26 protein-coding genes are annotated in these 26,787 nt (G+C 38.3%); 18 read left to right on the top strand and 8 right to left on the bottom strand.

Annotated features, from left to right (window positions below):
- Positions 1–1,581 carry an ATP-dependent DNA ligase gene (locus HHL23_RS02230; protein WP_169233193.1) on the bottom strand — a complete coding sequence of 527 codons (1,581 nt, stop codon included), beginning with the start codon at positions 1,579–1,581 and terminating at the stop codon, positions 1–3.
- The gene (locus HHL23_RS02225) at positions 1,578–2,600 is read right to left on the bottom strand and encodes a ligase-associated DNA damage response exonuclease (RefSeq protein ID WP_169233192.1); all 1,023 of its coding nucleotides are present in this window, start codon (positions 2,598–2,600) and stop codon (positions 1,578–1,580) included. Before HHL23_RS02225 ends, HHL23_RS02230 begins: the two co-directional genes overlap by 4 nt.
- A gap of 208 nt (positions 2,601–2,808) precedes the next feature.
- On the opposite strand from HHL23_RS02225, the gene HHL23_RS02220 reads away from it, so the two are divergent.
- Genes HHL23_RS02220 through HHL23_RS02210 form a run of 3 tightly spaced genes read left to right on the top strand, consistent with a single transcriptional unit; the run spans position 2,809 to position 4,827 of the window.
- Complete coding sequence (locus tag HHL23_RS02220) at positions 2,809–3,600, top strand: SDR family oxidoreductase (RefSeq protein ID WP_169233191.1); 792 nt, start codon at positions 2,809–2,811, stop codon at positions 3,598–3,600.
- Between the two features lie 3 nt (positions 3,601–3,603).
- Positions 3,604–4,005: a GlcG/HbpS family heme-binding protein gene (locus tag HHL23_RS02215; protein ID WP_169233190.1), complete on the top strand. Its 402-nt coding sequence runs from the start codon at positions 3,604–3,606 to the stop codon at positions 4,003–4,005.
- Between the two features lie 18 nt (positions 4,006–4,023).
- On the top strand, positions 4,024–4,827 hold the full coding sequence (locus HHL23_RS02210; protein WP_169233189.1) for a helix-turn-helix domain-containing protein: 804 nt from the start codon (positions 4,024–4,026) through the stop codon (positions 4,825–4,827).
- A gap of 211 nt (positions 4,828–5,038) precedes the next feature.
- Here the strand turns inward: HHL23_RS02210 and HHL23_RS02205 are convergent, their stop codons facing one another.
- Both HHL23_RS02205 and HHL23_RS02200 read right to left on the bottom strand, forming a co-directional pair.
- Complete coding sequence (locus HHL23_RS02205) at positions 5,039–5,260, bottom strand: NAD-dependent dehydratase (RefSeq protein WP_185194847.1); 222 nt, start codon at positions 5,258–5,260, stop codon at positions 5,039–5,041.
- A 45-nt stretch (positions 5,261–5,305) separates the two neighbouring features.
- Positions 5,306–6,151, bottom strand: coding sequence for an NAD(P)-dependent oxidoreductase (locus HHL23_RS02200; protein WP_169233188.1), 846 nt, complete (start codon positions 6,149–6,151; stop codon positions 5,306–5,308).
- Positions 6,152–6,406: 255 nt separating this feature from the next.
- Between HHL23_RS02200 and HHL23_RS02195 the strand changes: the two genes are divergently transcribed.
- Both HHL23_RS02195 and HHL23_RS02190 read left to right on the top strand, forming a co-directional pair.
- Complete coding sequence (locus HHL23_RS02195) at positions 6,407–7,039, top strand: chloramphenicol acetyltransferase (protein WP_169233187.1); 633 nt, start codon at positions 6,407–6,409, stop codon at positions 7,037–7,039.
- Positions 7,040–7,899: 860 nt separating this feature from the next.
- Positions 7,900–8,241, top strand: a complete 342-nt coding sequence (locus HHL23_RS02190) for a helix-turn-helix transcriptional regulator (RefSeq protein ID WP_169233186.1) — start codon at positions 7,900–7,902, stop codon at positions 8,239–8,241.
- Between the two features lie 18 nt (positions 8,242–8,259).
- Here the strand turns inward: HHL23_RS02190 and HHL23_RS02185 are convergent, their stop codons facing one another.
- A complete protein-coding gene (locus HHL23_RS02185) occupies positions 8,260–8,991 on the bottom strand; it encodes an MBL fold metallo-hydrolase (protein ID WP_169233185.1) in 732 nt (243 codons plus the stop codon).
- A 75-nt stretch (positions 8,992–9,066) separates the two neighbouring features.
- A complete protein-coding gene (locus tag HHL23_RS02180; RefSeq protein WP_169233184.1) occupies positions 9,067–9,816 on the bottom strand; it encodes an NUDIX hydrolase in 750 nt (249 codons plus the stop codon).
- A 445-nt stretch (positions 9,817–10,261) separates the two neighbouring features.
- On the opposite strand from HHL23_RS02180, the gene HHL23_RS02175 reads away from it, so the two are divergent.
- Positions 10,262–11,458, top strand: coding sequence for an MFS transporter (locus HHL23_RS02175; protein ID WP_169233183.1), 1,197 nt, complete (start codon positions 10,262–10,264; stop codon positions 11,456–11,458).
- Positions 11,459–11,477: 19 nt separating this feature from the next.
- Here the strand turns inward: HHL23_RS02175 and HHL23_RS02170 are convergent, their stop codons facing one another.
- Positions 11,478–11,870 (bottom strand): winged helix-turn-helix transcriptional regulator, encoded by a 393-nt coding sequence (locus tag HHL23_RS02170; protein WP_169233182.1) that lies wholly within the window; start codon positions 11,868–11,870, stop codon positions 11,478–11,480.
- 159 nt (positions 11,871–12,029) lie between these two features.
- Between HHL23_RS02170 and HHL23_RS02165 the strand changes: the two genes are divergently transcribed.
- From HHL23_RS02165 to HHL23_RS02125, 9 genes are all read left to right on the top strand, one after another.
- Positions 12,030–12,965, top strand: a complete 936-nt coding sequence (locus tag HHL23_RS02165; RefSeq protein WP_169233181.1) for an alpha/beta hydrolase — start codon at positions 12,030–12,032, stop codon at positions 12,963–12,965.
- A 2-nt stretch (positions 12,966–12,967) separates the two neighbouring features.
- Positions 12,968–14,140: an MFS transporter gene (locus tag HHL23_RS02160; RefSeq protein ID WP_169233180.1), complete on the top strand. Its 1,173-nt coding sequence runs from the start codon at positions 12,968–12,970 to the stop codon at positions 14,138–14,140.
- Between the two features lie 84 nt (positions 14,141–14,224).
- Positions 14,225–14,926 (top strand): DsbA family oxidoreductase, encoded by a 702-nt coding sequence (locus tag HHL23_RS02155; protein WP_169233179.1) that lies wholly within the window; start codon positions 14,225–14,227, stop codon positions 14,924–14,926.
- Positions 14,927–15,317: 391 nt separating this feature from the next.
- Positions 15,318–15,899, top strand: coding sequence for a 5'-methylthioadenosine/S-adenosylhomocysteine nucleosidase family protein (locus HHL23_RS02150; RefSeq protein WP_169233178.1), 582 nt, complete (start codon positions 15,318–15,320; stop codon positions 15,897–15,899).
- A gap of 50 nt (positions 15,900–15,949) precedes the next feature.
- Positions 15,950–16,744: a helix-turn-helix domain-containing protein gene (locus HHL23_RS02145; RefSeq protein ID WP_169233177.1), complete on the top strand. Its 795-nt coding sequence runs from the start codon at positions 15,950–15,952 to the stop codon at positions 16,742–16,744.
- A 68-nt stretch (positions 16,745–16,812) separates the two neighbouring features.
- A complete protein-coding gene (locus HHL23_RS02140) occupies positions 16,813–17,823 on the top strand; it encodes a S41 family peptidase (protein WP_169233176.1) in 1,011 nt (336 codons plus the stop codon).
- Positions 17,824–17,832: 9 nt separating this feature from the next.
- Positions 17,833–18,354: a GNAT family N-acetyltransferase gene (locus HHL23_RS02135; RefSeq protein ID WP_169233175.1), complete on the top strand. Its 522-nt coding sequence runs from the start codon at positions 17,833–17,835 to the stop codon at positions 18,352–18,354.
- Between the two features lie 13 nt (positions 18,355–18,367).
- On the top strand, positions 18,368–18,931 hold the full coding sequence (locus tag HHL23_RS02130; protein WP_169233174.1) for a Crp/Fnr family transcriptional regulator: 564 nt from the start codon (positions 18,368–18,370) through the stop codon (positions 18,929–18,931).
- Between the two features lie 175 nt (positions 18,932–19,106).
- Positions 19,107–19,919 (top strand): alpha/beta hydrolase, encoded by an 813-nt coding sequence (locus HHL23_RS02125; RefSeq protein ID WP_169233173.1) that lies wholly within the window; start codon positions 19,107–19,109, stop codon positions 19,917–19,919.
- 314 nt (positions 19,920–20,233) lie between these two features.
- Here the strand turns inward: HHL23_RS02125 and HHL23_RS02120 are convergent, their stop codons facing one another.
- Positions 20,234–21,331 carry a Fe(II)-2OG oxygenase family protein gene (locus HHL23_RS02120; RefSeq protein WP_169233172.1) on the bottom strand — a complete coding sequence of 366 codons (1,098 nt, stop codon included), beginning with the start codon at positions 21,329–21,331 and terminating at the stop codon, positions 20,234–20,236.
- Between the two features lie 216 nt (positions 21,332–21,547).
- On the opposite strand from HHL23_RS02120, the gene HHL23_RS02115 reads away from it, so the two are divergent.
- Genes HHL23_RS02115 through HHL23_RS02105 form a run of 3 tightly spaced genes read left to right on the top strand, consistent with a single transcriptional unit; the run spans position 21,548 to position 26,781 of the window.
- On the top strand, positions 21,548–23,074 hold the full coding sequence (locus HHL23_RS02115; RefSeq protein WP_169233171.1) for a pyridoxal phosphate-dependent decarboxylase family protein: 1,527 nt from the start codon (positions 21,548–21,550) through the stop codon (positions 23,072–23,074).
- Positions 23,046–25,472, top strand: a complete 2,427-nt coding sequence (locus HHL23_RS02110) for a GNAT family N-acetyltransferase (protein WP_169233170.1) — start codon at positions 23,046–23,048, stop codon at positions 25,470–25,472. Before HHL23_RS02115 ends, HHL23_RS02110 begins: the two co-directional genes overlap by 29 nt.
- Positions 25,465–26,781, top strand: a complete 1,317-nt coding sequence (locus HHL23_RS02105) for a lysine N(6)-hydroxylase/L-ornithine N(5)-oxygenase family protein (protein WP_185194846.1) — start codon at positions 25,465–25,467, stop codon at positions 26,779–26,781. The genes HHL23_RS02110 and HHL23_RS02105 overlap by 8 nt, the downstream gene beginning before the upstream one ends.
- Positions 26,782–26,787: the final 6 nt, after the last annotated feature.

The following is a 26,787-nucleotide window of genomic DNA, read 5'->3' as shown; positions in this document are numbered from 1 at the left end:
TTATTGGATCAGTTTTTTTATTTCTTCAAGTTCGTCAATTTCGTCTACGGTTTTGTCTTTCCGCCATCTTACAATCCTTGGAAACCTTAATGCGACACCACTTTTATGCCTGCTGCTGAATCCTATACCTTCAAAGGCAATTTCGAAAACCAATTCAGCTTTTACGGTGCGAACAGGCCCGAATTTTTCAATGGCATTTTTATTGACAAATCTGCTTACCTCCATGATCTCTTTATCCGTCAAACCCGAATAGGCTTTTGCAATGGTTACCAATGCATCTCCATTCTTTACAGCGAATGTATAATCTGTATAATAGGCACTTCGTCTGCCGCTTCCTTTTTGGGCATAAATTAACACAGCATCAATAGTCAGCGGACTTACTTTCCACTTCCACCAGTCGCCTTTTTTTCTTCCGGCATGATAAGACGAATTTTTCTGTTTCAGCATAAGGCCTTCACTATTGATGTCTCTGGAACCTTCTCTTATGCTATTCAGATCTTCCCATTTTTCAAAATCAATAACTTGAGAAAGTTTAATATTTTGAGGGGTCTCGTTCAGCAATAATTCTTCCAGCATGGCACGTCTTGATGCTATAGATTTTTCACGGAGATCCGTTCCTTCCAACTCTAAAAGATCGTAAACAAACACTTCAATGGGAATATCTACCAGCATTTTTTTAGTTAAAGTTTTCCTGTTTAATCTTTTCTGTAATTCATTAAAATTTAAAACATTAGAGTCCTTTACCGCAAGTATTTCTCCATCTAAAACAAAGTTCCCTTTCATAGCCAGAACGGTCTCTTTGATTTCCGGAAACTGATCGGTTACGAGCTCTTCACCTCTTGACCAGATAAAGACTTCGTCATTCCTTTTGATGATCTGTCCACGGATTCCGTCCCATTTGTATTCGATCTGCCAGTCTCCAGGATTTCCCAGTTCTTCCAGCTCTTTTTCGAGAGGATAAGCCAGACAGAAAGGATAGGGTTTTGAATTGTCTGGATTGACATGTTCAGCCGAAATCAATTCCTGAAATGTAACTTCCCCGGGGATCCATTTTCCCATCAGACTATGCATTAAAGTACTCGATTCCTGAGATGAAAATTTGGTAAGGGCATTGATCAAAGTTTTATCGGAAACCCCAATTCTGAAACTCCCTCCCAGTAATTTGTTAAAGATAAGACGCTCTGTATAATCCAGTCCGTTCCACGACTGTAATACAAATGCTTTCTTTTCAGTTTCTGATTTGTCTTTTAACTGAACGATATCCAGCATCCACTGGGAAAGGGTCCGGTCAATGGTTTCTGAAGGTGGGGGCAGGATCAGGGAAATGGTTTCTCCAAGATCTCCCACGGAAGAATAGCTTTCCTGAAACAGCCAGAAAGGCAGCTGGGTGATTTCCAGCGCCCATTCTTTCATATAATTGGTATTCACATTCCTTTTGGGTCTTTTGCCCGTAAACAAAGCAATGAACCATACTTTATCCTGATCCGGAGCGCGTTCCAGATAATCAATGATAGCTTCTATTTTAGCATTGGTCTTATTGGTCGTTTCCAAGGCGTTGATCAAATCTGCAAAATGTTTCATGGCTCCGGATTTTCAATGATTTCTTTTTCGGACTCTTCTTCGTCTTCGCCGAACAGGGTTTCTACAACATCCGCTTTGATGCCGATCTCGTTTAAATATTTTGAAAAAATTTCCGTCTGTCCGTGCGTGACATGTACAATTTCTGCTTCTGTAGCTTTTACGGCTTGCAGAAGCCCTTTCCAGTCGGTATGATCGCTCATGGGAAATCCGGCATCAGCACTACGCCATCTTCTGGCTCCGCGTACCTGCATCCAGCCTGAACAGATAGCGGTTGCCGCATCCGGTATTTTTTTTATGATATTGCTGTCGAGTAAAGCGGGTGGGACAATGACGATTTCATGCTGTACTTCTTTGGGATTTTCTTTAAAATCAGCCGTCTTGTAATCCGGAAGCGTAATGCCTACAGATTCAAAAGCTTCATTCAGCCTTCCAATGGAATTGTGAACATATATTTTTCCTAAGCCTTCCACTGCTTTCATGATACGCTGAGCTTTTCCCAGCGAATATCCTATGAATACTGAGGTTTTTGAATTTTCCTGATTTTTAAGGACCCAGTTTTGAAGTTTTTTATTGAGATCGGGAACTTCCAGCCAGTTGTAAATGGGCAGACCGAAGGTGCTTTCCGTTACGAATTCATTGCATTTTACGAGTTCAAAGGGGGTACTTAGTCCATCTTCCTGTACTTTGTAATCTCCTGAAATAACGGTGACGTATCCTTTGTATTCTAATCTTATCTGTGCTGATCCGATAATATGTCCGGCAGGGTGCAACGAGACTTTTACACCATTTAGCGTAATGGCTTCACCATATTCAACGCTCTGGCATTCAATATCAATCCCGATCCTTTGATACAGGATGGGCTTTGTATAATGATGGCAAAGGTATTTTTTCATTCCCCACCGGGCATGGTCGGCATGTCCGTGGGTGATAATCGCCAGGTCTACAGGTCTCCAGGGATCAATATAAAATTTCCCCTGCGGACAGTAAATTCCCTTTTTTGTGAATGTTATTAATTTCAATGGTGTGATTGGTTTATATTTTACATTCAAAAATCCCACCAAATTAGGGTGATCTGTCAATTTTATAACAAAGTATGGTATGTAAAAAACTGATAGGAGTGTACTTTATCTTAGTATGAACTTCTCACCAACAAAATATTGAACCTTCCACCAACAAATATCCTTTTAAAATCCTTCAATTTTGTATCTGTAACAATAAAAAAACAAAATGAACAAAACTATTTTAATTACAGGTGCAGCAAGCGGTTTCGGAAAAATTGCAGCTTTTGATCTCGCCCAAAAAGGACACAAAGTTATCGCAACCGCACAGGTTTACCCACAGATGAGTGATTTAATCCGTGAAGCCCAGGAAAAAAGAATAGAATTGACGGTAGACAAACTGGATGTAACCCATTCAGGAGATATCGAATACATCTTAAAAAAGTATGATATTGATATTCTGATCAGCAATGCCGGAATTATGGAAGGTGGACCCATTGCTGAGCAGCCGATTGATCTGGTTCGTTCCATGTTTGATGTGAATGTTTTTGGCGGATTAGAGCTTGCTCAGGGATTTATCAAAAAATTCATTGAACAAAAGAAGCCTGGTAAAATTGTATTTACCACATCAATGGGCGGTTTATGGACGGTTCCGTATGTTGCAGCCTATTGCGCTTCAAAACATGCTATGGAATCTATTGCAGAAGGATTGAAAACGGAACTGGCTCCGTTCAACATCAAAATTGCTACCTGCAATCCGGGTGTTTTTGGAACCGGATTCAATGACAGAGGGGTAGATTCTATCTTTCGCTGGTATGATCCACAAGTGAATTTCACCCCGGAATCTTCTTTTGATGGGGTTGCCGATTCTCTTGCCCATCAGCTGGATCCTCAATCTATGGCCGATGTTATCGTCAATGTGGCATTGGATGATCAGTCTAATTTTAGAAATGTACATCCTAAAGAAACCGAAGATTTTGTAAAACAACTTCAGGCCGAGGCATGGGCTGCAAAAAGTTAAATAATGAATATTAATTATGATCAGGCTGCAAAATCACTTCAGGCAGCCACAGAAAAAGCCAGATCTTTCAATATCCCTGTAAGCATTGCAGTAGTTGATACTGGTGGGCACCTTATGACATTAGCAAGACTGGACAGTGTTTATGGCGTTATCGATTTTGCCGTTAAAAAAGCAAGAACTGCTGTGATGTTTGGGGTCGATAGCGATGTGATGGGGACTATCATTGCCGGAGCAGATATTCACGGATATGGAATGCTGAATTCCAATGCAGGACTTTTAACGGTTGCCGGTGGAGTAGTGATCAAAGATGCTGAAGGGAAAATCATAGGAGCGATAGCTTCCTCGGGTGGAGCTCCTGAGCAGGATAAAGAGATTGCAGAAGCAGGTGCTGCTGTTATAGGTTAAATTTCAGATATTTGTATCATGGAGAGAACTTTTGAGATCATATTCGATAAACTGGTGTATTCATGCGCTTTTGAAACATACAGAGGACATGAGGAATTTATTCCGGATTATTTTCTTGGTTTTCAGTTGTCCGGTGAAACGCATGCTTTCCATGACAAAGAACGGATGATTATAAAAGAAAATACGGTGGTTCTGGTACGAAAAAATCAACTGATCCGTACGGTAAAGCATCCTTCGAAGAACGGGAAATATCAGTTTCTTTCCATAACACTTGATCAGGAAACGCTTCGGCAGTATGCGGCAGAAAATAGAATTACGGCAGATGAAAGATTTTCAGATACCGAAAGGCTCTTTTTTGAATCTGATGAATTTTTCAGAGGTTACTTTGTTTCGTTGCTTCCCTATATTGACAAAACGAAAGCAGCGACTTCCAGACTGATAGTTTTAAAGGTGAAAGAAGCTATAGAATTGATTCTCCAAAGCAATCCTGATTTTAAAAACCTGCTTTTTGACTTCTCCGAACCGCATAAGATTGATTTGAAAGAATTCATGATTAAAAATTTCATGTTCAATGTATCGGTAGAGACCTTTGCCAGGCTTACAGGCCGTAGTTTATCAGGATTTAAGCGTGATTTTAATAAAGCATTCAATATAACCCCAAAACAATGGCTTAAAGAAAAAAGACTGGAGGAAGCCTATTATCTGATCCGTCATAAAAATAAAAAGCCATCAGATATTTATCTTGAACTCGGGTTTGAAAATCTTTCCCATTTTTATTATGCATTCAAACAGAAGTTCGGGATGACAACCAGTGAAATTTAATAAGTAAAAAAGCACAGAATAATAGAAAAGGAGCCGCATTCAGCTGCTCCTTTTCTATTGTGTCGGGAAGCTTGAAGAGGGAAGTTATTGAATCCAAAATCGGAACTGCGGGACAGTTTTATTAATTTTTGTACCTAAATAAGTATTGGGGAAATATCCTTGTCAAGGTTTTAAACCTTGACAAGGATTGCTAGTAGTTTCCAGCTTCTTATTAGGGGATCAATTTTTCCGCCTTCAGTTTTTCAAAAAGTTCAGTGAAAGAATCTTCTGTATTTTGATACGCTGTAAACCCAAGCTTTCTGCTGTTAGACATATCACACATCACTTCCAGCGGTCTTCCGAGATCTAGATCTGTATGCCATGCTGAAGTCAGGCGGTCAAGGTTATCTTCTCTTGCAGACCAGCTATTCCCTTTGAAATTTTGTATATCCATCGTATTACAGTTAAGAATCCAATATTTTAAGATTCTGATCAAATCTTATTTTTTTAGATAATTGATGATGCCGATCACGTCGTCTTTACCAAAACCTTCATCATGTGCGGACTGATAAGTCTCTATTAGTGTTTTGGACAGAGGAGAATCTGCTCCTGCATTGTGAGCCAGGAGAATATCTTTCAGCATCAGGTCCAAAGCAAAAGCAGGATCATAGGTGTTATTAATCAACATTGGGGTTTTTACTTTTGTGGCGCCACTTCCGCTGGCACTTTCATTGATGATTTCCATCATGGCAGCACGCTCAATTCCCAGTTTGTCTGAAAATAAAACCGTTTCTGCCAGTCCCTGATAAATTGTAGACAAGAAGTAATTAACAGACAGCTTTCCGGCAATCCCTTTTCCGTTTTCGCCCAAATGTTTTACGGCTTTTCCGAGCTTCTCCAAATAAGGCATTGCCCGCTGCAGGTCTTTTTCTTCGCCACCAGCCATGATGATCAGTGTACCTTCTGCCGCCGGCATCGTGCTTCCGGCTACCGGAGCATCTATGAAAGATGCTTGTTTTATTTTGACCGCGCCGGCAAGTTGGCTCGTGGCTTGCGGAGAAATGGTACTCATATCTACAAAGAGTTTTCCGCTGATATCTGATTTTAGAATCTCTTCATACACGGCGGTCGCTGCATGATCATCGGTAAGCATAGTGAATATCAAACTGCTGTTCTGAATCAAATCCTGAATTTGAGTATAAACCGTGGATTTTTCTTTAAAATCTTCAGCTTTTTCAGGTGATCTATTGTAAACAGAAAGCGGGAATCCTGCCTTTTCCAAATTTTTTGCCATAGGATGGCCCATATTTCCTAATCCGATGAATCCGATTTTTTCTGTCTCCATGTTTTATTTTTTCAATTACAGTTAAATATCAGCTTCTGTAGTATAATGAAGCCCGAAGAATGTAAGTTAAATATTGACAATATAAAAGTAAGCTCTGATATTGTAAACCTCTCCTATTTGTATCAAAAAACTGACCAAAACCAACGTTCTACATTAAGATTTCATTATATTTTTAATGATTTGTTTCAGTAATATTTTTCCGGATAAACTTTTAAAACCGGGAAAACTTGCTGAAATTTGCAATAAATAAAATCAATGAAGATCATAGATATCGAAAACTGGAACCGTAAAGAGCATTTTGAATTTTTCTCGCAGATGGAAAGTCCCTATTTTGGCTTTACTACTGAAGTTGACTGTACAAAAGCTTATGATGATGCAAAAGAAAATGGAGATTCTTTTTTCGCCACCTATCTTCACAGATCAATGATTGCCGTGAATACTGTAGATGAGCTGAAACTACGGATCGTTGACGGTCAGGTTATTTTATATGATACTATCCATGCCGGAAGTACGATTGGCAGGGCAGACGGAACTTTCGGTTTTGCATTTATTCCTTTTTCTGGAGATTTTAAAGTATTTAATGCCGCAATGCAAAAGGAAATTGAGGCTGTGCAGCAGTCGTCCGGGTTAAGGTTGAAGAACGGTGACCTGGGCAAAGATCTGATCAGACATACCACAATCCCATGGAATTCTTTCAGTGCGCTGATGCATCCTACCAGTTTTAATAATTCGGAATCTGTCCCAAAAATCACATTTGGAAAGTTCAGTATCCGTGATGGAAAAAAATATCTTCCGGTTTCTGTGGAAGCTCATCATGGATTGGCTGACGGACTGCATCTTGCGAGGTATCTGGAGGAATTTCAGAAACAGCTTGACGAGGAGGTGTGAATTTGTTTCGGTTGCGGATTTCGAGGTGCTCCTTGCAATTTATATAGATGGCTAATTTGTCTCAACATAAATTCCCCTTCTCTGAAAGGGTGGGTTTTGCGGAGCAAAAAGACGGGGTAGTTAAAGAGTTCTAAGATCAATGATAATCAATAATTGATGCATCGTCATACAGAAATTTTCACTCATCCTCCTCTAACTTCTAAAATCTAACTTCTCCTTTTACGGAAAACCGTAAGGTCTTTTTTTCAGTTTTGAATATTTTTGAATGTATAATATTGCTATATTAACCCGAACTCAGGTTATTTAATAAACAGGGGAGGCTCGAAATTTCAATGAGGTGAAAAACGATCAATTTTAATCAGTTCCCATAGTACGGGATACCACAAGCTTTTGGTGGTTCCATTTCAAAATCTTTTTATATTCACCGGGAATTGGGAATATAATCATCAAAAACATTGATTACGATCATAAAAAATAAGATCTGCAATCTGCTACATTTGCTTAGAATAAAAAAATGGACAACTTAAATTCGAAACTTGGCTCAAAATAGAACAAATACACTGTTGATAGGCATGACGTGGTACGTATGTGGTATTTTAATTCTGTAAAATTTTAATCATTTTTTCTTTCTTTGTTTCATTTAAAAATAACTGAAGAAAGAACTTAAGTGGCATGATTTTTAAGAATAAATATCAGGACTCTGTAAAATGTATATTATATGATTGAATCAAAATTATGAAATTTAGGTAACCCAAATAAAAACCTCCATATCAAAACAGCTATTATATAGCCGAATAAGAAGAGTTTTTGCTGATACTATCGGAAAGTATCAGAAATAAAGTAGCGATGAGAAAAATATTATGAAAAACGAAAAACCGCAATCTAATTTAGAAGATTTGAATCAAAAGATTTTAGTGCAGGACGAAATCATGGCATTGGCCAAAGAAAATTCACCACGTCTGCTGAATAAATTCAGACTTGTATATCCGGATTTTTTTGATAAGATTACAAAGGTACACCCCAATCTCAAAAATTCTGAACTGATTTTCTGCATTTACCTAAAACTCAACTTTACCACCAAGGAAATTGCGACCTACACTTTTGTGACCCCCAAAGCCATTCAGAACAGAAAAAACAGAATTCGGAAAAAACTCAATATCCCTTCTGAATTGGATATTTATAAATGGTTTAATGATCTTTAAACCAAGTTCACATCAGATTTATATTTGAATTACTGCTTTGTCCAGATCATGATAAAGCAGTATTTTCCATTGTTCTTCAGCAGCTTTTTTTTGCCACTCCAGTCTTAGTTCCATTGCTTTTCTGCCATCGAAATCACTTTTATAAGCCAGATGGTATTTCAGATAAGATGCCTGGGGAAGGTCATCCGCACCGTAAAAAACAGTCTCATCATTCTCTCTGATCCAGAATACCTGCATAAAAGGGGTATGTCCGCCTACGACTTCAAAAGAGATCTCGTCAGTAATCTTTCCCTGATCTTCATCCATCCATACAATATTCGGAAGACTAATCAGTTTTTCCAAAGTGTCAACATCAAAAGAAGGATTTACTTTATTTTCCATAGCGAAAGCCAGTTCACGTTTCTGGATATAAATTTCTGCGTTCGGAAATGTGGGTATAAAACCATGGTCAGTCTTTTGTATACTGCCGTCAATATGATCTTTGTGAAGATGCGAAAGTAAGAGCTTTGTAATGTGTTCTGGCCGGATATTTTCTCTTTCCAACAGTTCAGAAACAACAGTCTTTCCTTCAGCATTTTTCCATCCTATCCCTGCATCAAGAAGAATATAATCATTTTCTGTCATGATAAGAAATGGCTGCACAGACATTTTGATTCCTTTGATTGTATCAAAGTTTTCATGAGTCAGCAGAGTGAAGTCTTTTGTTCTGCTGGCGGAGAAATTGCCTTCTTTAAGCGGAATAATTTTCATTCTGCAAATTTCTCTAATATTTCTAAAACCTGAAAACCTTTTTTTCAATAGAACATATTGGAAAAAACGATCAGATTACCAGCTGTTCATACCATTTTTCATCGCTTTGATATAATTTTCTTCATCAAAAGAGTAGAGGTCGGGAGCTTTGTGAGCGCCGCCACGTCTTTGTTCTTCAAGCTTTTTCAGGATGCCCAGATTCTTTATCTTTCTGTAAAAATTTCCACGATTCAGTTCTTTTCCTAAAACAGCTTCATATAATTTCTGCAGTTCCGGAAGAGTAAATTTTTCCGGAAGCAGATTTCTTCCTATAGGTTTTGTAGATATTTTCTGTCTCAGGGTAAACAGAGCTTTCTGAATAATCTCATAATGGTCCATCCCAAATTCGATTTGGGGCAGCTTGCTTAAAAAGACCCATTCGCAGGTTTCACTAAATTCATCAGGGATCAGATGAAATCTTGACGGACTGTATAATGCGTAATAGCCCACAGTAACAAAGCGTTGTTTCTGAAAAAGCGTTTCATCAAAATCTTCAAAATGAAATTCACTTCTGTTTTTCTTTCCGAATACCCCAAATTCCTCGAGATAAATATCCGTGATTCCTGATCTTTCTTTGAGAATTCTTTTTACGGCTTCATCCAAATCCTCATCTTTTCTTACGTAACCACCCGGAAGCAGCCATTTTTGTCTGTAATTAGTTTTGAGAAGAAGAACTTTAAGCTCATTGTGTTCAAATCCAAAAATAACCGGATCTGCTGAAATATGAGGCAGAAATATCTCTTTTGCCGCGATTGACTGCTGTAAAAGCTGTTGTTTAGAATCCATGGAACTAGTGTGAAATGTGATTAGTACAAATGTGCTAAAAAAAAATGAAATACCACCAAAAATCCTTTATATAAAGGCATTTAGAATGATTCTGCTTAAAAGATTGAAATAAAAAAGAATTGTCATAAAATATTAACAGCAGTTATTCCGTTAAAGATAGACACAAAAAGATAGGCTCTATGCAATGTAAAGCCATTATTAGTGAAAAATCATCTTCCAATTTACAGATTTATAAATTATTTTTAAGATTAAATGCCATAGTTGATTAAAAGAGACCGTTTACCGACGGCCTCTTTTTTTATGAAATTTGAGTACCTTTGCACTTCTTAAAAAAGAGGATATTTTCGATTGAATGTATGAATAAGATCATTCATCATTAACAATCTGAAATACACCTTATTCATAAATTCTATTCTTACATTTGAAATCAAATTTTAATTCAACTATGCAGGGGAGCTCTACGAACAGTATTTCAAGAATAGTTATCTGGCTGATGGCCATTATTTCAGGACTTGTAGTGGCCAACAATTATTATAACCAGCCTTTACTGGCACTTATTTCCGATGATCTTAAAGTTTCTGAAAGTGCAGCAAGTAAAATCTCTGTGCTTACCCAGGTTGGATATGCTGTTGGATTATTATTAATTGTTCCGTTGGGAGATAAGTTTTTCCGTAAAAAACTCATCCTGATTGATCTTTTTTTAGTTTTCGGTTCATTATTATGGATGACGTTCGCGACCCAACTGTGGATGCTCTATGCAGCAAGTTTGTTAATTGGCGCAACATCTGTAATTCCTCAATTATTTATCCCTATTGCTGCTGAATTGTCCTCTGATAAAGAAAAATCCTCCAATATCGGAACAGTAATGTCAGGATTGTTATTAGGAATTCTTTTATCCAGATTTATAGGGGGAATTGTTGGAGACGTCTGGGGCTGGAGAGCGATGTTCGGAATTGCTGCCGGACTAATGATTCTGGTTTGGATTGCCGTTTACAAAATGCTACCTGAAATGCAGCCTAATTTCAAAGGAACCTACAAAGAGCTGATGCGTTCCGTGGCACATTTGGCTAAAACACAGCCGATATTACAGCTGGCTTCATTTCGTGGGGCGATGGCATTCGGATCCATGTGTGCATTATTCACTACCTTGGTCTTTCATATGGAAAAACCACCGTTCAGTGCAGGTTCTTCCGTAGTCGGAAGCTTTGGATTGGCGGGAGCTGTAGGAGCTTTGGCCGCAGCAAAAGTGGGAAAACTTCAGAAATACCTGGATATCAACAGAATTATCCTGTATTCACTTTTTATTGTGGTGGGAAGCTGGGTTTTTACCTATTTTGCCGGGGAAACTTATTGGGGACTGATCATTGGTGTTATCCTTGTTGACCTTGGGGTACAGTCGAGTCACATCATGAACCAGACCAATTATTTCTTAATTAAATCCAATGCTGTTAACAGATTGAACACCGTTTATATGGTGTCTTATTTCATCGGTGGATCACTCGGAACGTGGCTGGCTTCTATGGCCTGGCAGTATGCACAATGGTCTGGAGTATGTTTTGTAGGAGCATCTTTCGGTCTGCTGGCGATCATAGCTCACGTATTGTTCTGCAACAAAGTGAATGCATCTCAATCCCAACCTTAATTTTATCATTTATCTTAATCTAAGCCTTAGCCTTAATTTCCTCCTCAATACTATTGGCCTGAACCAAGTCCCTATGCTTATTTCCCCATTTTTCCAGCTCTTCCCATATCGGGATCAGCTCTCGGGCTATATTCGTAAGTTCGTAGTCTACTCTTGGCGGAACTTCAGCATGAACGGTTCTTTTTACCAGTCCTTCTTTTTCTAGCTCTCTCAGCTGTAGAGTAAGCATTCTTTCAGTGATTCCACAGATCCGGTCGCGAACTTCACTGAAACGCAGTTTTCCGTCCTTCAGTCTATTTAAAATCAGAAGTTTCCATCTTCCTCCGATTTTACAAACGGCATAAGACAGATCGCATTCCTGTATGTACTTTTTATTGATGTTATTCGTCGAATTTTCCTTTATTTTCCCCATAGCTTACAAATTTGTTAGTACCATACAATTCGCTGTATACAGTGCAAATGTAAGGTTTGAAATTTAATTTTGTCCTCAGAAACTGAAAATAAACAGTTTGGGAACAATAGCGCTTAGGTTCCCTGTAAAAATAATATTAACAGGAAAAATTAAAAAATAATGGAATTAACATCCTCAATAACCCAGATCGTAAGTCATTTAGAAAAAATACAGTCATTCAATGTACAGAATCCATTGGATGATACCCGGAAATATCTTGAAACGATGTCGCTTCAGCTCAGCGGAAAAAAAGAATCTGTTGCGATGATAGAAGAACTGAATGTGTCTATGGGAGGCCACCAGATTCCGGTCCGTATCTATCGTCCGAAAGGAAAAGATGTTCAAAAATCATCAGCCATTATTTATATCCATGGTGGATGGTTTATTGCAGGAGGCTTTGAAACCCATGATGCCGTGGTACGGAAATTAGCAAATAAAACAGGATCAGCCGTGATTTTTCCAGACTACAGACTGGCTCCTGAACATCCTTTTCCAGCAGGTTTAAACGACTGTATTGACATTGTAAAATGGGCCAGTGAACATGCTGAAAATCTTGGAATTGACAGAGATCAGATCGGGATTATAGGCGATAGTGCCGGAGGAGCCCTTGCGACCAGCGTTTCAACTCAGGTAGGAGAGCTCCTGAAATTTCAGATATTGATCTACCCGGCAGCGGATAATCAACTCAATACAAAATCGTGGGAGATGTATGAAACCGGCCCTGTTTTAAACAAAGATGGCGGTATTCAAGCCTGGAAATGGTATCATCCTGAAGGTGAAAGCAAGCCGGATCCGTTAGCTGTTCCGATCTTGATAAAAGATTTTAAAAGTACGCCACCTACATTGGTTCTTATTGCAGAGCATGATGCTTTAAGGGATGAAGGAGAATTGCTGACACAGCAGATGAAAGAAGCAGGGGTTTCCGTGCAAACCAGTTTTTATAAAGATATGGTTCATGGATTTATGCATATGGGAGAAACACTGAATGAAGTACAAAAGGCGACCGATGAAATGGCGGCATTTGCGAATCAATATCTTAAAACTGCTGAAAAATAAGGATGAAAAAATACGCATACATCGGATGTCTGGGATTCATTGCGGTTATTACCACAGAATTCGGAGTGATTGGAATTCTCCCGCAGATTGCAGAACATTATAAGATTGGCATAGACAAAGCTGGCTGGCTGCTTAGCGCTTTTGCATTGATCATTGCTTTAACCGGTCCTTTTATGACTTTACTTATGTCAGGATTTGATAGGAAAAAAGTGATGTTAACAGCCATTGCCATATTCCTCTTTACGGCTGTTATTTCTGCAATGTCACCCCCGTTTTGGCTTCTGATGCTGGTGAGAATTCTTCCTGCGTTTTTGCAACCGGTCTATATTGCGACAGCTTTATCTGTTGCAGTATCGGGAGCAGATAAAAAACAGGCCAACAAGCTGATGGGAATCGTTTTTATCGGGGTTGCCCTTGCCATGGTGACTACGGTTCCTTTTGCGACATGGCTGGCCAGTGTATGGATATGGGAATCTTCTTTTATCGTTCAGGGGGCAGTGAGTACAATTGCTCTGGCCGTTATCTATTTTTTGCTTCCACCGATGCCTGTTAAAGAAAAGAAATCTTACAAAAGCCAGCTTATAATTTTAAGTCAGCCTACCTTCATCATCAGTACAGCTATGAACTTTTTTATGATAACGGCCTGGTTCTCTACTTACAGTTATTTTGCAGACTATCTGAATAAGGCAAAAGGAATGGACGGAACTATGGTAAGCTATATGCTTTTTCTATTTGGAATTATAGGTGTTTTTGCCAATTGGATCGCAGGGAAAATGCTGAGCTGGAATGTACCTAAGACAACGGCTTTATTTCTTTCCGGGACTTTAATTGTGCCTTTTTTACTGTATTTTTCTGGGGATAGTCTGCCTGCCAATATCATTAGCATAGCTGTTTGGGGGTTCCTTTACTCTCCCAGTTTCCAGAATGCATCTACCTATATGATCTCTTCTGTCCCGGATTCTCTTGAATTTGCCAACAGTCTGGCTACCTCTTTTGGGAATTTGGGAGTAACTCTGGGAACGACATTAGGAGGATGGATGATCGTGGCCAAAGGGGCGTCTTACAATCCCTGGATAGGTCTTATATTTGGTGTTCTGGCCTTTTTGATGATCATTCTGAGGAGTATTTTAGAAAAAAGAACTGAAAAGAAGGAGGCTATTATTCCCTGTTCCTAACATATTGTAACAAATTTTGTTACATTGAGTAAAATGTATTAATTTTGATGTTTCAAATCATTCAGAAATTAAAACAAATAAAAAATGAAAATAGAAATTTGGTCGGATGTTATGTGTCCGTTCTGCTATATCGGAAAGAATAATTTTGAACAGGCTCTTGAAAAACTGTCGTTTAAAAACGAAATAGAAGTAGAATGGAAGAGCTTCCAGTTAGATCCAACTTTAGATGCTACACAACCTCAGAATACGATTGAATATTTTAAAGAGAAAAAAGGTTTTCCGGCAGATCAGGCCTCTCAGATGATTGGTCAGGTGGCCCAGATGGGAAAAGGAGCCGGCATCGATTTTAATTTTGAAAAAGCGTTGATCATCAATACTTTTTCCGCACACAAACTTCTTCATCTTGCCAAAAAATACGGGAAGGCAAATGAAATGGAAGAAACCCTTTTTAAAGCTCATTTTATCGACGGAAAAAATGTAGGAGATATTGATGAACTTGTTGCTATTGCTGAAAATTCAGGGATGGATAAGGATGAAGCCAGACAGGCTTTAACATCGGATCAGTTTGATTATGAAATCAATCAGGATATTCAGGAGGCAAAAAACAATGGAATTTCCAGCGTTCCTTTCTTTGTTTTGAACGGAAAGTATGCCGTATCGGGAGCACAGCCGGCTGAAGTTTTTGCAGATGCTCTTCAGCAGACTTATAAAGAAACGGTAAGCCCGTTTGAAGACCTTTCTAAAGGGGGAGGAGCTTCTTGTGATACTGATGGATGCAGTGTTTAAATCATGTCAGGAAGTTTAAAGCTGGAAGAGGGAAGTCATTGAAGTTTGAATACAGAGCTACAGTGTATTTTTATTAAATTTTCAAGGTTACTTCATTAAATTTTATTGACTAAGAGTAACTTCCAACTTCCCCCTCCCAACTTCCTGACTATGTTAATTTTCTAAACACAAATAGATTCACTAATGTCACTATTGAAGGACAGCAATATTCGTGGGGTTTGTGAAAAAGATTAGCGACATTAGTATTTTTTAATAAAAAATAAATTCGCATAGTCATTATAAAACACCTCAATCTGAGGTGTTTTTATTGGTTATAGGGTTCAATAAAAAACAGAAAAGAGGCTCGGTTTTAGCTGCTCAATGCTTATTTTTGTTTAAATATTTACGTTCAATGATAAAAATCAACACCGAAGCTCATTATCCGGTTTCTGAAACACTGTTTGTTTTTGCTTTGGATTCAGAGGCAGGACAAGCTTTTGAAGGAAAAAATAAATTGGTAACAGGAATAGGAAAAGTAAACGCTGCCATAGAACTTACCCGAGAAATTCATTTCAGAAAGCCTAAACTGATCGTTAATTTAGGATCTGCAGGAAGTAAAAACTTTGGTAAAGGTAAAGTGGTCTGCTGCACAAAATTCATTCAAAGAGACATGGATGTGAGAGGTCTCGGTTTCAGCCTTTATGAAACCCCTTTATCCGGAATTCCTCCTGTCCTGGAATATGGTCTTCAGATGAACGGTCTGGAAGAAGGGATTTGTGGCAGCGGCGACAGTTTTGAGATGAATCATTCAGAAACGGATTACAATATTGTAGATATGGAAGCCTATCCGCTTGCCCTGATCGCAAAGAAAGAAAATATTCCTTTTCTATGCCTGAAATATATTTCTGATGATGCCGGAAGCGATGCCGCAGACGACTGGGCAGTTCAGGTACATCTGGCTTCTGAAGCATTTAAGAAAATATTATTTTCATAGTATAAATCCCGTGAAAAATTTCAGAATTCTGTTTTCTATCTGACGATGATATGAAATTGACTTTTTATCAACCTACGCATCCTCTTCTTAAAAAATATATTGAAGGATATTATTTTATAGAAAAAGATAATATGGACAAACCGGTCAGGTATCTTACTTTTCCGGATAACTATTTCATTGTATCAGTCTGTCAGAATGTATCTATTGCGCAGGATAAAGGATGGATAGAAATTTACAGATCTTTGGAGGAGAATTTAATTATAGACTTTGTTTTCAGGTGTTCAGTTCCTACTGAAATTTTTTATCAGCAGTCTGTTAATGAACTTACGCTTTACTTTAAACCCTTAGGAATTTATCATTTTTTTGAGGCAGATGACTGTGAAGCCCTGGAAGAAAACATTCACCTTTCGGGTTTTAAAGAAATCTCGAATGCTATTTTTAATGAGCCTAACAGAAAAAAGCAAATTGAAATGCTGGAGGATTATTGGCTCTCTAAATTCCAACAAAAAGATTTAGCATTGGCTTATTCGATATTGAATGATTTTGAGACTGAACTCAGCATCGAAGAAATTGCAGTAAAAAATAACATAACAAGGCAATATGTGAATAAGATCTCAAAACGTTATCTGGCTAAACCAGCATCTGAATTCAGAAAAATCCAGAGATTTCGTAATGTTTTGATATCCAATAAAAAAGTAAAAAATCTCACTGAACTTTCATATGAGCATCTTTTCTACGATCAGTCACATCTTATTAAAGATTTTAAGGAACTCACAAAAATAAACCCCAGGAAGTTCTTTGACAATGTAGATATTGAACAAAATAATATCTGGCTGTTTATCTGAGTTTCCATTTTTACAATTTATAAGCTTTCCATTGAAATACTTTTACTGAAATATTAAATCATATTTCAATGAAAAAAATACTGGTCGGAATTTTCTTTTTCTATTCTCTGATTTCCTATGCACAGAGCGATCATACTAAAGTAGTACTGTCTGATATCACAGAAAAAGTAAAAAACAATTATATTGATAAAGATGCCTACAAGAAAGTTGATTCTTTATTTCAAAATGAATCTAAGAAAGGAACTTTTAATAATCTGAGTAAAAAAGACTTTGCTGCCTTTCTGACTCAAAAGTTGAGAGCCACCATAAAAGATGAGCATTTTTTTGTCAAATATTTAGAAAATTATAGCTCTGAAAATCCTCACAATGAGAAAGAAAGAGAAAAAGAAAACAATTTTCATAACAGCCTTGAAAATTTTGGTTTTGAAAATGTTCAACGCCTGGAAGGTAACGTCGGTTATATCAATTTTAAAGGTTTTGCAACGGCTGAATCCAGTGCAAAAACACTGGCTGCTTCAATGAATTTTATTGCCAATACCAACTCGTTGATTATTGACCTGCGAGAAAATGGAGGAGGAGATAATGAAATGCTCCTTTTATTCTGCAGTTATTTCTTTGATAAAAAGACGGATCTTTATACTACTTATTTTAGAAATAAGGATAAAACAGTCATAAACAGTACACAACCTAAAATTTCCGGGCAGAAATATCTTCACAAAAATATCATCATTCTTACGAGTAAAAAAAGTTTTTCCGCAGCAGAAGGTCTGGCCTACTTTTTACAGGAATATAAAATGGCCGAAGTAATTGGTGAAAAAACGGGCGGTGCTGCCAATCCGGTAGATCATTTTATCATCCAAAATCAATATTTGTTACTTCTTCCGGCAGGAGAAATAACATCTTCCATAAGCCATAAAAATTGGGAGCATATCGGAGTGATTCCTGATCAGGAAGTAGAAGCAGAAGATGCTTTAAAGGTTGCCCATATTAGAATTTTAAAAAACATTTTAAAAGCAGGAACAAAAACCGAATTAAGCATACCTGAAATAAAAAATCTTATTAATAAATTAGAGCAATAAATGTATAGCATGTCATCAATAATCATTCAAAAAGCAGGAATAAAAGATCTGGAAACCATACAGGATGTGGGAAGACAAACTTTTTATGAGACCTTTGCAGAAAGCAATTCAGAAGAGGCAATGAAAACCTACCTGGAAGAAAGCTTCAGTACAGAGAAAGTGAAATCAGAATTAAATAATCCTGATTCTCATTTCTTTATTGCCTGGGAAGAAGACATTCCTGTTGGTTATCTGAAATTAAACTCCGGGACTGCACAAACTGAGATGCAGGACGACACTTCCCTGGAAATAGAACGTATTTATGTAAAACAAAGCCATCACGGACAAAAAGTAGGTCAACTGCTTTACGACCAGGCTCTGGCAACTGCTCAAAACCTTAACAAAAGTTATCTGTGGCTGGGAGTTTGGGAAGAGAATTTGAGAGCCCTTCAATTTTACAGGAAAAATGGGTTTGAGGAGTTCGGAACTCATACCTTCAGGTTGGGAGACGACGACCAAACTGATCTGATGATGAAGAAATTGTTAGATTAAATAATAATCTGCCTTGAAAGAACTTTTAGAACAGATCAGTACCTATTATCCGCTTTCAGAAGAAACGGTTGAAGCGCTGATGAATATCTGCACGGAAGAAACTTATCATAAGAATGAACTTCTCCAGGAAGCCGGAGCTGCTGCCAGATATTATTATTTTATAAAATCAGGGTTGATAGGATATTATACCATAGATGAACAGGGAGATTCTGTGTATAAAATTTTCTTTGAAGAAAAAAGTTTTGTGGCTTCTACGGCAGCCGTTATCAAGGATAAGCCCAGCGACTTCAATATCATTGCTTTGGAAGACTGTTCAGTGATCAAATATCCGGCAAAAGCTTTCAGAGAACTGATCAATCAATATCACGATCTGGCATTATTTCACATTCATTATCTGGAAAAAAACTGGGTAGTAAAAAAAGAACCGCTGGAGATCTCTTTAAAGCATGAAACAGCCAAACGGCGTTATTTGCAGCTTTTGGAGAACAAACCGCTCCATGACCGGCTGAAACAGCATCATATTGCTTCCTATCTGGGGATTACACCCACTCAGCTGAGCCGCATAAAAAAGAAATAATCTAACAAAAGCCTCAACATATGTTGAGACTTTTTTATTTTCTCTGCCTCATCTTTTTCTCATAAACAAGAACAATTGTATGGGAAACAGCCAGCCACAACGTGGCGATTTAGCCTAAGATAGGATGCAGTCCTATTAGATTCCCAAGTTAGCAACAAAATTAAAATTGTATCCTATGAAAAATTTAGTAAGTATCGTATGTGTATTGACGATATCTGCACAGCTTTCCGCACAGAAAGTCATTCATAAAGATGTCTTCAGTGCCAAAATGAATAAGAACATTAAAACAATCATTATCACACCGGATGTGCAGAAGGGTGCAACCTACCCATCCGTCTATATTCTGCATGGCTACAGTGGAAATCCTGAACGGACGATCAAACAGGATATTCCGGACCTTGTTCAGAAAGCTCAAAAGGATAAGATGATTTACGTACTTCCGGACGGAAATTACAACTCATGGTACGTAGACAGTCCGTTGGTTAAAGATTCACAGTACCAGACTTTTATCGGGCAGGAGCTTGTAGATTTTGTTAATAAAAACTATCCGGTAAAAAATGATAAAAAATTCCGTGGTATCCTGGGCTGGAGTATGGGAGGTTATGGTGCTGTGAACATTGGTACTGCGTACAATAATACATTTGGCATTGTGGGAAGTTCTTGTGGAGCTTTGGATTTCAATTCATTCGGCGAAGGATATACCCAATATCAGGTAAGTAATGTATTGGGCCCTTTGTCTTCGATCAACAAAAACTTACTGACTGATCATAAAACCAATCTAATGGCAAAAGCAGGACAGCAATATATTTTCGATTGCGGAACAGAAGATAGTCAGATGATAGAAATGAACAGAAAATTTCACAAAAAACTTACAGACCTTAAGATTCCGCATCTTTATATAGAATCTTTGGGTGCTCATGATCCGCAGTATTGGAGCAGATCGTTATCTGAACAATTGACTTTATTTGATCAGTTTTTTAATCATTAAAAATAACTTTATTTGCATACTTGTAAAACATTACTAAACAATTATTTAAATATTTTTATTTAAAGCTAAAATCAATTTGTTTTTAAACTGAATGTGCTTTAACCATTAAGAGCATTGAAGTGACCAAGGAAAATTAAGATTAAAGTCCGATGATTTTTAAGAACCATAACAACTTAAAGCAAAGCTCCTCTTAATCCTCTTAAAAACTTAAATGCTCTTAATGGTTTAGAAAAAATAGTAAAAAAATCCTTTTAAGCACAAGGCCTAAAAGGATCCATCATAATTATTATCAAATAAATATCTACTAAAACATTTTAAATATTTTCAAAGTTTTTACCCAAATGCTCTTCAATAACAAAGAACGGGTCTTCTGTAAGTGTGTGCGCTCTCATTTCCATCAGGCTCACTTTGCTCATCATACGGAGCATAATTCTTCTTTCACAACGGTGTTCTACGCCGTCGATATTTCTTACTCCAGCCCTGAAAGCCGATCTTCCATGAGCACATAAATGGTTATTCACCAGTATCACATCTCCGGCCTGTGGCGTGAAACCTGAATAAATAAGATCTCTTGCTTCTTCCCAAAACTCTGTCAGATGGCTGTGTGCATCATCAGTCTGCTTAATGCTTGGGTTGAACAGCTGTTCCGCAGCATCAAACCTCATAAAAGGCAGTTCATAATTGCCATACAAAACGGCATCCAATGCTTCTTCTTCGTCTACACCTGTCTCCAGATTGGCATCTTTCGGTATTTTGTACATACGTTCAAAAAGAGGTCTGAAATTGTCCCCGATAGCTCCGTGAGAACGGATAGAATATAGGGTAGAAGGCACCTGTTCTTCATTACGAATGTACATAAAGCTTAAAAAATCTGCCTGATGTTTCAAAAAGGCATCTTCGGTATGCACATAAAGATCTGTTGCAGATCCCGATCCTGTCTGCGTTTCCCTCATTTTTTCGTCAGGAATGATGGCATGCATTAATCCTCCGCCTTTACGTTGAGAATAATATTGCACAGGTTTGGATGGAAGTGCTCCGTGAATCAAAGCACACGCAAAACCATAGATATTGAATTTGGAATAATCCGCAGACTGCCAGTTCGGTGGCGTATTTCCAATACTTTCCTGATCAATGTCCATTAACTCCCTAAATACGAGAGCTCCGTACTGGTTTATTGAAAAGTCGCTGGCAAAATCAGCGGCTATATGTAGAATTCTTTCCGGCAAAAAATAAGAAGCCAGTTGATGAACGTGAGTAATGAAGTCTCTATTTTCATAGCTGCCATATTTTCTCTGAAGATGCACCGCTGCATCTTGTATCATTCTTCTTTCCTGAGAGGTGATCTCAATGACTCTCGGAAGCAGTTTTACCGCAGTAATACGGTCGTTATCTAAAATTTCTAGCGAATTCATTAAAAAAATATTTGGTGTGTGAATATAATTTCTATATTTGTTTTTAATTATTCTAAATAACAATAGACGGTTCAAATTTAGGAATAATTTATCAATCACCAAATAAAAACTTAAAAAATGTAAAAAATAAAAACTTGACTATCAAGTACATACGCCTATGTACTAAACCACTTTACGCAACTTATTGATTTTAAAAATCACCTTACAAATACGTATATGAACAACAATCAAATGCCCGCCGGAGACATACTGGGCGCTTCCTTACCTCACATTTCGGGGAATTTTGGAAATATTTTTCATACTGACAATTATGATCATTATCGTTCCGCCGTCGAAGAAACTTTAGACCTTGTGGGAACTTTTCTTCACAGAAACGACAAACCCTTCAGCGGAATCGGAGCCAAAGAAATGAAAGGCATGGTACAGCAGATAGACCTTAATCAAAAACTATCTTCATACCAGGAGCTACTTGAAGAGGTAGATACTATATATGTAAAGCATGCCACTGCTTTTCACCTTCCACAATACGTGGCACACCTTAACTGTCCTATCGTTATCCCTGCATTGGCGGGAGAAATCCTTGTCAGTGCCATCAATTCTTCTCAGGATACCTACGACCAGAGTGCCGGAGGAACTTTCATGGAAAGAAAACTGATCGACTGGACCGCAGAACAGTTAGGATACAATGCAGAAATAAGCGACGGTGTTTTCACAGCAGGCGGATCACAGAGCAACCTGATGGGACTGGTGATGATGCGTGATTGCTTTTCTCAGAAGAGATATAACCATAATATCAAGCTGGATGGTCTTCCGCAGGAAGCTGGACGTTTTAGAATTTTTGTTTCTGATAAATCCCATTTCAGCAACTTAAAGAATGCATCTATCATGGGATTAGGCGAAAAAAGTATCGTGAAAGTTCCTACAGACGAAAGATTCTGCATGGACATCACTTTGCTGAAAAAATACATTAAAAGAGAAGAACAGATGGGAAATATTCCTATCGGAATTGTAGCCACGGCCGGAACTACAGACTTCGGAAACGTAGACCCACTGGAAGATATCGCCAATGTTGCTGAGCAATACAATATCTGGATGCATGTAGATGCGGCTTATGGATGTGCTTTATTATTAAGCGAAAAGTACCGTTACCTTCTGAATGGTATCGAAAGAGCGGATTCAGTGACAATCGATTATCACAAATCTTTCTTCCAGCCAATCAGCAGCAGTGCTTTCATCGTTAAAAACAAAAGGGAATTAAGAATCCTGAAACACCATGCAGACTATCTGAATCCTGCGGAAATGGATGAAGAGGAAATTCCTGCACAGATCAACAAATCCATTATCCAGAGTACGCGTAGGTTCGATGCTCTGAAATTGTGGTTTACTTTAAGAATGATGGGCAAAGAACAGCTCGCAGAATATACAGACACGGTGATAGACCTTACCAAAGATGTAGCGTCTATGATCACGGAAAACTCTCATTTCGAACTGCTTTCTGATACAGATCTGAGTGTTCTGGTTTTCCGTTATATAAGATCTGATATTAAAGACCTGAATGCTTTGAACCAGCATATCAAAATGAAACTTTTCTACAGCGGGGAAATTCTGGTGGCAAGTACTAAAGTAGATGGAAATTTCTACCTGAAGTTTACTTTCCTGAACCCGATCACCACAACAGAAGATGTTCACCAAATTTTAAATACAATACAATCGCATGGAGAAGACTTTGGTACAGCCAACTAAGCTTACAGAAAAAGCACAGCAAATCACGATTAGAATCCTGCTGAACGGAATGCTTCGTGAGCTTGGAAACGGAAAGTTCTATCAGGGCGTTCCGAAATACGATGTCCTTACAGCTCAGGCACTGGAAAACAGTACATATCCATTGCATATCAGATTTGAATTAAAGAAAAGCGAGATCTTTTTATTCGCTCCGGTTTCTTACCGTTCTGAAAGTGCTTTCCACAATTACGGATCGCCTTTATGGGTGGTTGATCATAATAATCAGAAGGTTTATGAGCCAAATGTTGATCAGCTTACCGAACTGGTATACCGCGAACTTTCTGAGCAGTTCAGTGAAAAAGGGCTTGAATTATTTACCAAAAGAATTCACAGCAGCTTAAGAAATCTGGAAATGATCATGGAGGAAGGTTTACAGGATCAGGATGATCTAACGTATTCTTTCCTGGAATCTGAACAGCAGCTTCCTGTGGGACACAATCTTCATCCTTTCACAAAAGCGAGAATGGGATTCTCCAGAGAAGAGCAGCTTCTGTATGGCCCGGAATTCAATAAAGGAATTCAGCTGGAGTATTTTCTGGTGCATAAAAGCTGTGTTCAGGAACAGTCGGTTTTGGAGCAACCTTACAACGAATTTCTGAAGACTATGGTTTCAATACCGGAAGATCTTGAAGCGAAATATCTTAAAGAAGGTGAAAAACTTTCTGATTTCTATACGGTTCCGTGTCATCCGTGGGAAGCTACTTATCTTTTGTCTATCGAAGAAGGAGCGGAAATGATCAAAGACCGTACTTTAATCCATATCGGAGCTTTTGGGGAAGAATTTTATTCAACCTCTTCCATCAGAAGTATGTACAGCCCAAATATCCCATGGATGCCTAAGTTTTCGTTAAATGTACTTTTAACAGGATCAATAAGGATCAACACGGAGAAAGATTTAAAAAGAGGCTATGCATCGGCTTTATGGAGAAAACATGCTGGAGCAGCATTTGAAAAGGATTTCAATCAGTTTAAACTGCTTTTAGAGCCTGTAACATTAGGCGTTTATCATCAGGATAAAAATATTGAAAGCCTTAATCTGCTGATCCGTGAAAATCCATTCCAGCCGGAAGATAAAATACTTCTTTTAGCAAGATTGTGTCAGGATGAGCCTGCAGACAGACAAAATTTTATCCAAAAATTCTTTACAGATGTTTCTGAAAAATTAGGAACCAGTCCTGAAGAATCGGTTACTATTTGGTTTGCAAAATATATTCACTTACTGATTGCTCCTTTAAACCATTTATACAGCCAATACGGCATGGCTCCTGAAGCACACCAACAGAATCTTTTAATTCAACTGGATGATCAGTTGCTGCCAAAGACTCTTTTTGTAAGAGATGCACAGGGATATTTGTTAAGAGAAAGCGCAAGAGAACAGTATACGGAACTTTCCAAAATGTATCCTGAAATTGAAGATCTTTTCATCAGGGATGAACGTCTTTTAGACATAATTTCTTACCATGTTCTGGTGAGCAATCTTTCAGCACTTGTGGCGTCATTAGGGAAAACAGAATGGGTAAAAGAAAGAACACTGATCAATATTCTGCACAACCATTTTGAACAGGTTCATCAGGAAATGCCTTCAGATTTCACCCGTTATGCACTTAAAAACCGTCATTGGGGCACAAAAACCAATTTTAAGGCCGTTGCCAATGAAATTGACGGAATTACAAGCGCTGCAGCCATTTCTTACGCTAAAGTTCCGAATCTTCTTCATTATCATTATTTCTCAGATCAGCTGATCCATCCAAAAGGAAAAGAAGCTTTCTTCAAGCGTTATTTCCAGAAAGATGATGTCACGGTTACGATGAGACCTGTTGACCTTGATAATGATCTTGAAATGCTTCATGAGTGGTTTAACCGTGAACATGCGATCAAAATCTGGCAAATGAACTGGCCGATTGACGAGCTGGAAACCTATTACCGTTTAATGCTGCCGGGTGATGAAGCACACAGCTACATTGTCTTAAGCAATGGAGAACCTACATGTAATATTGAGGTATACTGGCCATGCAGAGATATTGTGGGCGATTACTACGATGTACTGCCTACCGATTATGGAACCCACCAATTTATTGCACCCACAGATCCGAAGAAGAAATACGTTTCTCCTTCCACACAGTCTATGGTAGATTATGTATTTGCCCAACCTGAGGTTGGAAAAATGGTAGGGGAAGGCTCGGTAGATTCTCTGGCTTCTATGATGAATAAAGCTCATGTAGGCTTCAAAGTAGATAAAGTCATTGAAATGCCTCATAAAAAAGCCAACCTTAATTTCTGCTACAGAGAATGGTACTGGGAAAAATTCCCACAAAACAAAGACGTAGAATTCACCGTAAAAATCACTGAACATGAATAACGACACGATATATAACGTGATCGGAATAGGCATTGGTCCTTTTAATTTGGGACTTGCGGCCTTATCCAATCCGATTTCTGAATTAAAAACACTTTTCCTTGACCAGAGAGACAGTTTCGACTGGCATCCGGGATTGATGATCGACCACGTAACACTGCAGACACCTTTTCTGTGCGACTGCGTATCCATGGCAGATCCTACGAATCCTTTAAGCCTTCTGAACTATCTGAAAGAAACGAACAGACTGTATAAATTCTTTATCAGGGAAGATTTTTTCATTCCGCGTAAAGAATATAACCGTTACTGTCAATGGGTGGTGAGCCAGCTTCCACAGTGCCGTTTTTCAACGCAGGTGGTTGATATTGTGTATGAAGACGGATTGTATTTAATTACAACTGTTCATACCAAGACTAAGGAAACACAGGTTTTCAGAACAGAAAGACTGATCCTGGGAACAGGGACACAGCCTCATATTCCTTCGTTTATTCCGAAAGAGGATTCTCGTATTCTTCATACAAGCTCTTATCTGTACCGTAAGGAAGAACTTTTAGCTCAGGGTAAAAAAATTGCCGTGATCGGTTCAGGACAGAGTGCGGCAGAGGTTTTCTATGATTTATTGCAAAGCCGTGATGAAAACACCCAATTGGGTTGGTATTCACGTCCGGACCGTTTCTTCCCTATGGAATATTCAAAACTGACGCTTGAACTGACTTCTCCTGATTATGTGGATTATTTCTACAGCAGGGATGAAGCAGCAAGAAAATCAATATTAAGCAAGCAGCAGGCTCAGTTTAAAGGAATCAATTACGACCTCATCAACCAGATCTATGATTTCATCTATGACCTGAATATTGATAATGCTGATCCAAACCTTACGATCATACCAAATAGCCAGCTCGATAGAGTAGATAACAGCAATCCTGGTAATTTAACCCTTGAGTTCACCCAATTGGAGCAGGATGTCCCTTACGAACAGGAAGCTGATTATCTGGTGGTAGGAACAGGATACCGTTATCATGAACCTACTTTCCTGAAAAATATTCAGTCCAGAATTAAAAGAGATTCCACAGGTTTATTTGCGGTCAACAGGAATTATTCGATAGACCATAATGGCGGTGAAATCTACGTGCTTCACGCAGAAGTACACACCCACAGCTACATTTCTACCGATCTTGGAATGGCGGCCTACCGTAATTCCTATATCATCAATGACATTTTGGGAAGAGAACATTATAAAATCGAAAAGAAAATTGCTTTCCAGGATTTTGATGTAGAGAAACACGCTGCTGTATCAACTGTCAAAATATAACAGAAC

It is taken from the genome of Chryseobacterium antibioticum, assembly GCF_012927325.1.
GTDB lineage: Bacteria > Bacteroidota > Bacteroidia > Flavobacteriales > Weeksellaceae > Chryseobacterium > Chryseobacterium antibioticum.
This window is presented reverse-complemented; position numbering and strand designations above follow the sequence as displayed.

Excerpts from the sequence above, each read along its gene's own strand:
- HHL23_RS02230 (WP_169233193.1), bottom strand. The coding sequence starts at position 1,581 with ATGAAACATTTTGCAGATTTGATCAACGCCTTGGAAACGACCAATAAG.
- HHL23_RS02220 (WP_169233191.1), top strand. The coding sequence starts at position 2,809 with ATGAACAAAACTATTTTAATTACAGGTGCAGCAAGCGGTTTCGGAAAA.
- HHL23_RS02215 (WP_169233190.1), top strand. The coding sequence starts at position 3,604 with ATGAATATTAATTATGATCAGGCTGCAAAATCACTTCAGGCAGCCACA.
- HHL23_RS02210 (WP_169233189.1), top strand. The coding sequence starts at position 4,024 with ATGGAGAGAACTTTTGAGATCATATTCGATAAACTGGTGTATTCATGC.
- HHL23_RS02205 (WP_185194847.1), bottom strand. The coding sequence starts at position 5,260 with ATGGATATACAAAATTTCAAAGGGAATAGCTGGTCTGCAAGAGAAGAT.
- HHL23_RS02200 (WP_169233188.1), bottom strand. The coding sequence starts at position 6,151 with ATGGAGACAGAAAAAATCGGATTCATCGGATTAGGAAATATGGGCCAT.
- HHL23_RS02195 (WP_169233187.1), top strand. The coding sequence starts at position 6,407 with ATGAAGATCATAGATATCGAAAACTGGAACCGTAAAGAGCATTTTGAA.
- HHL23_RS02190 (WP_169233186.1), top strand. The coding sequence starts at position 7,900 with ATGAAAAACGAAAAACCGCAATCTAATTTAGAAGATTTGAATCAAAAG.
- HHL23_RS02185 (WP_169233185.1), bottom strand. The coding sequence starts at position 8,991 with ATGAAAATTATTCCGCTTAAAGAAGGCAATTTCTCCGCCAGCAGAACA.
- HHL23_RS02180 (WP_169233184.1), bottom strand. The coding sequence starts at position 9,816 with ATGGATTCTAAACAACAGCTTTTACAGCAGTCAATCGCGGCAAAAGAG.
- HHL23_RS02175 (WP_169233183.1), top strand. The coding sequence starts at position 10,262 with ATGCAGGGGAGCTCTACGAACAGTATTTCAAGAATAGTTATCTGGCTG.
- HHL23_RS02170 (WP_169233182.1), bottom strand. The coding sequence starts at position 11,870 with ATGGGGAAAATAAAGGAAAATTCGACGAATAACATCAATAAAAAGTAC.
- HHL23_RS02165 (WP_169233181.1), top strand. The coding sequence starts at position 12,030 with ATGGAATTAACATCCTCAATAACCCAGATCGTAAGTCATTTAGAAAAA.
- HHL23_RS02160 (WP_169233180.1), top strand. The coding sequence starts at position 12,968 with ATGAAAAAATACGCATACATCGGATGTCTGGGATTCATTGCGGTTATT.
- HHL23_RS02155 (WP_169233179.1), top strand. The coding sequence starts at position 14,225 with ATGAAAATAGAAATTTGGTCGGATGTTATGTGTCCGTTCTGCTATATC.
- HHL23_RS02150 (WP_169233178.1), top strand. The coding sequence starts at position 15,318 with ATGATAAAAATCAACACCGAAGCTCATTATCCGGTTTCTGAAACACTG.
- HHL23_RS02145 (WP_169233177.1), top strand. The coding sequence starts at position 15,950 with ATGAAATTGACTTTTTATCAACCTACGCATCCTCTTCTTAAAAAATAT.
- HHL23_RS02140 (WP_169233176.1), top strand. The coding sequence starts at position 16,813 with ATGAAAAAAATACTGGTCGGAATTTTCTTTTTCTATTCTCTGATTTCC.
- HHL23_RS02135 (WP_169233175.1), top strand. The coding sequence starts at position 17,833 with ATGTCATCAATAATCATTCAAAAAGCAGGAATAAAAGATCTGGAAACC.
- HHL23_RS02125 (WP_169233173.1), top strand. The coding sequence starts at position 19,107 with ATGAAAAATTTAGTAAGTATCGTATGTGTATTGACGATATCTGCACAG.
- HHL23_RS02120 (WP_169233172.1), bottom strand. The coding sequence starts at position 21,331 with ATGAATTCGCTAGAAATTTTAGATAACGACCGTATTACTGCGGTAAAA.
- HHL23_RS02115 (WP_169233171.1), top strand. The coding sequence starts at position 21,548 with ATGAACAACAATCAAATGCCCGCCGGAGACATACTGGGCGCTTCCTTA.
- HHL23_RS02110 (WP_169233170.1), top strand. The coding sequence starts at position 23,046 with ATGGAGAAGACTTTGGTACAGCCAACTAAGCTTACAGAAAAAGCACAG.
- HHL23_RS02105 (WP_185194846.1), top strand. The coding sequence starts at position 25,465 with ATGAATAACGACACGATATATAACGTGATCGGAATAGGCATTGGTCCT.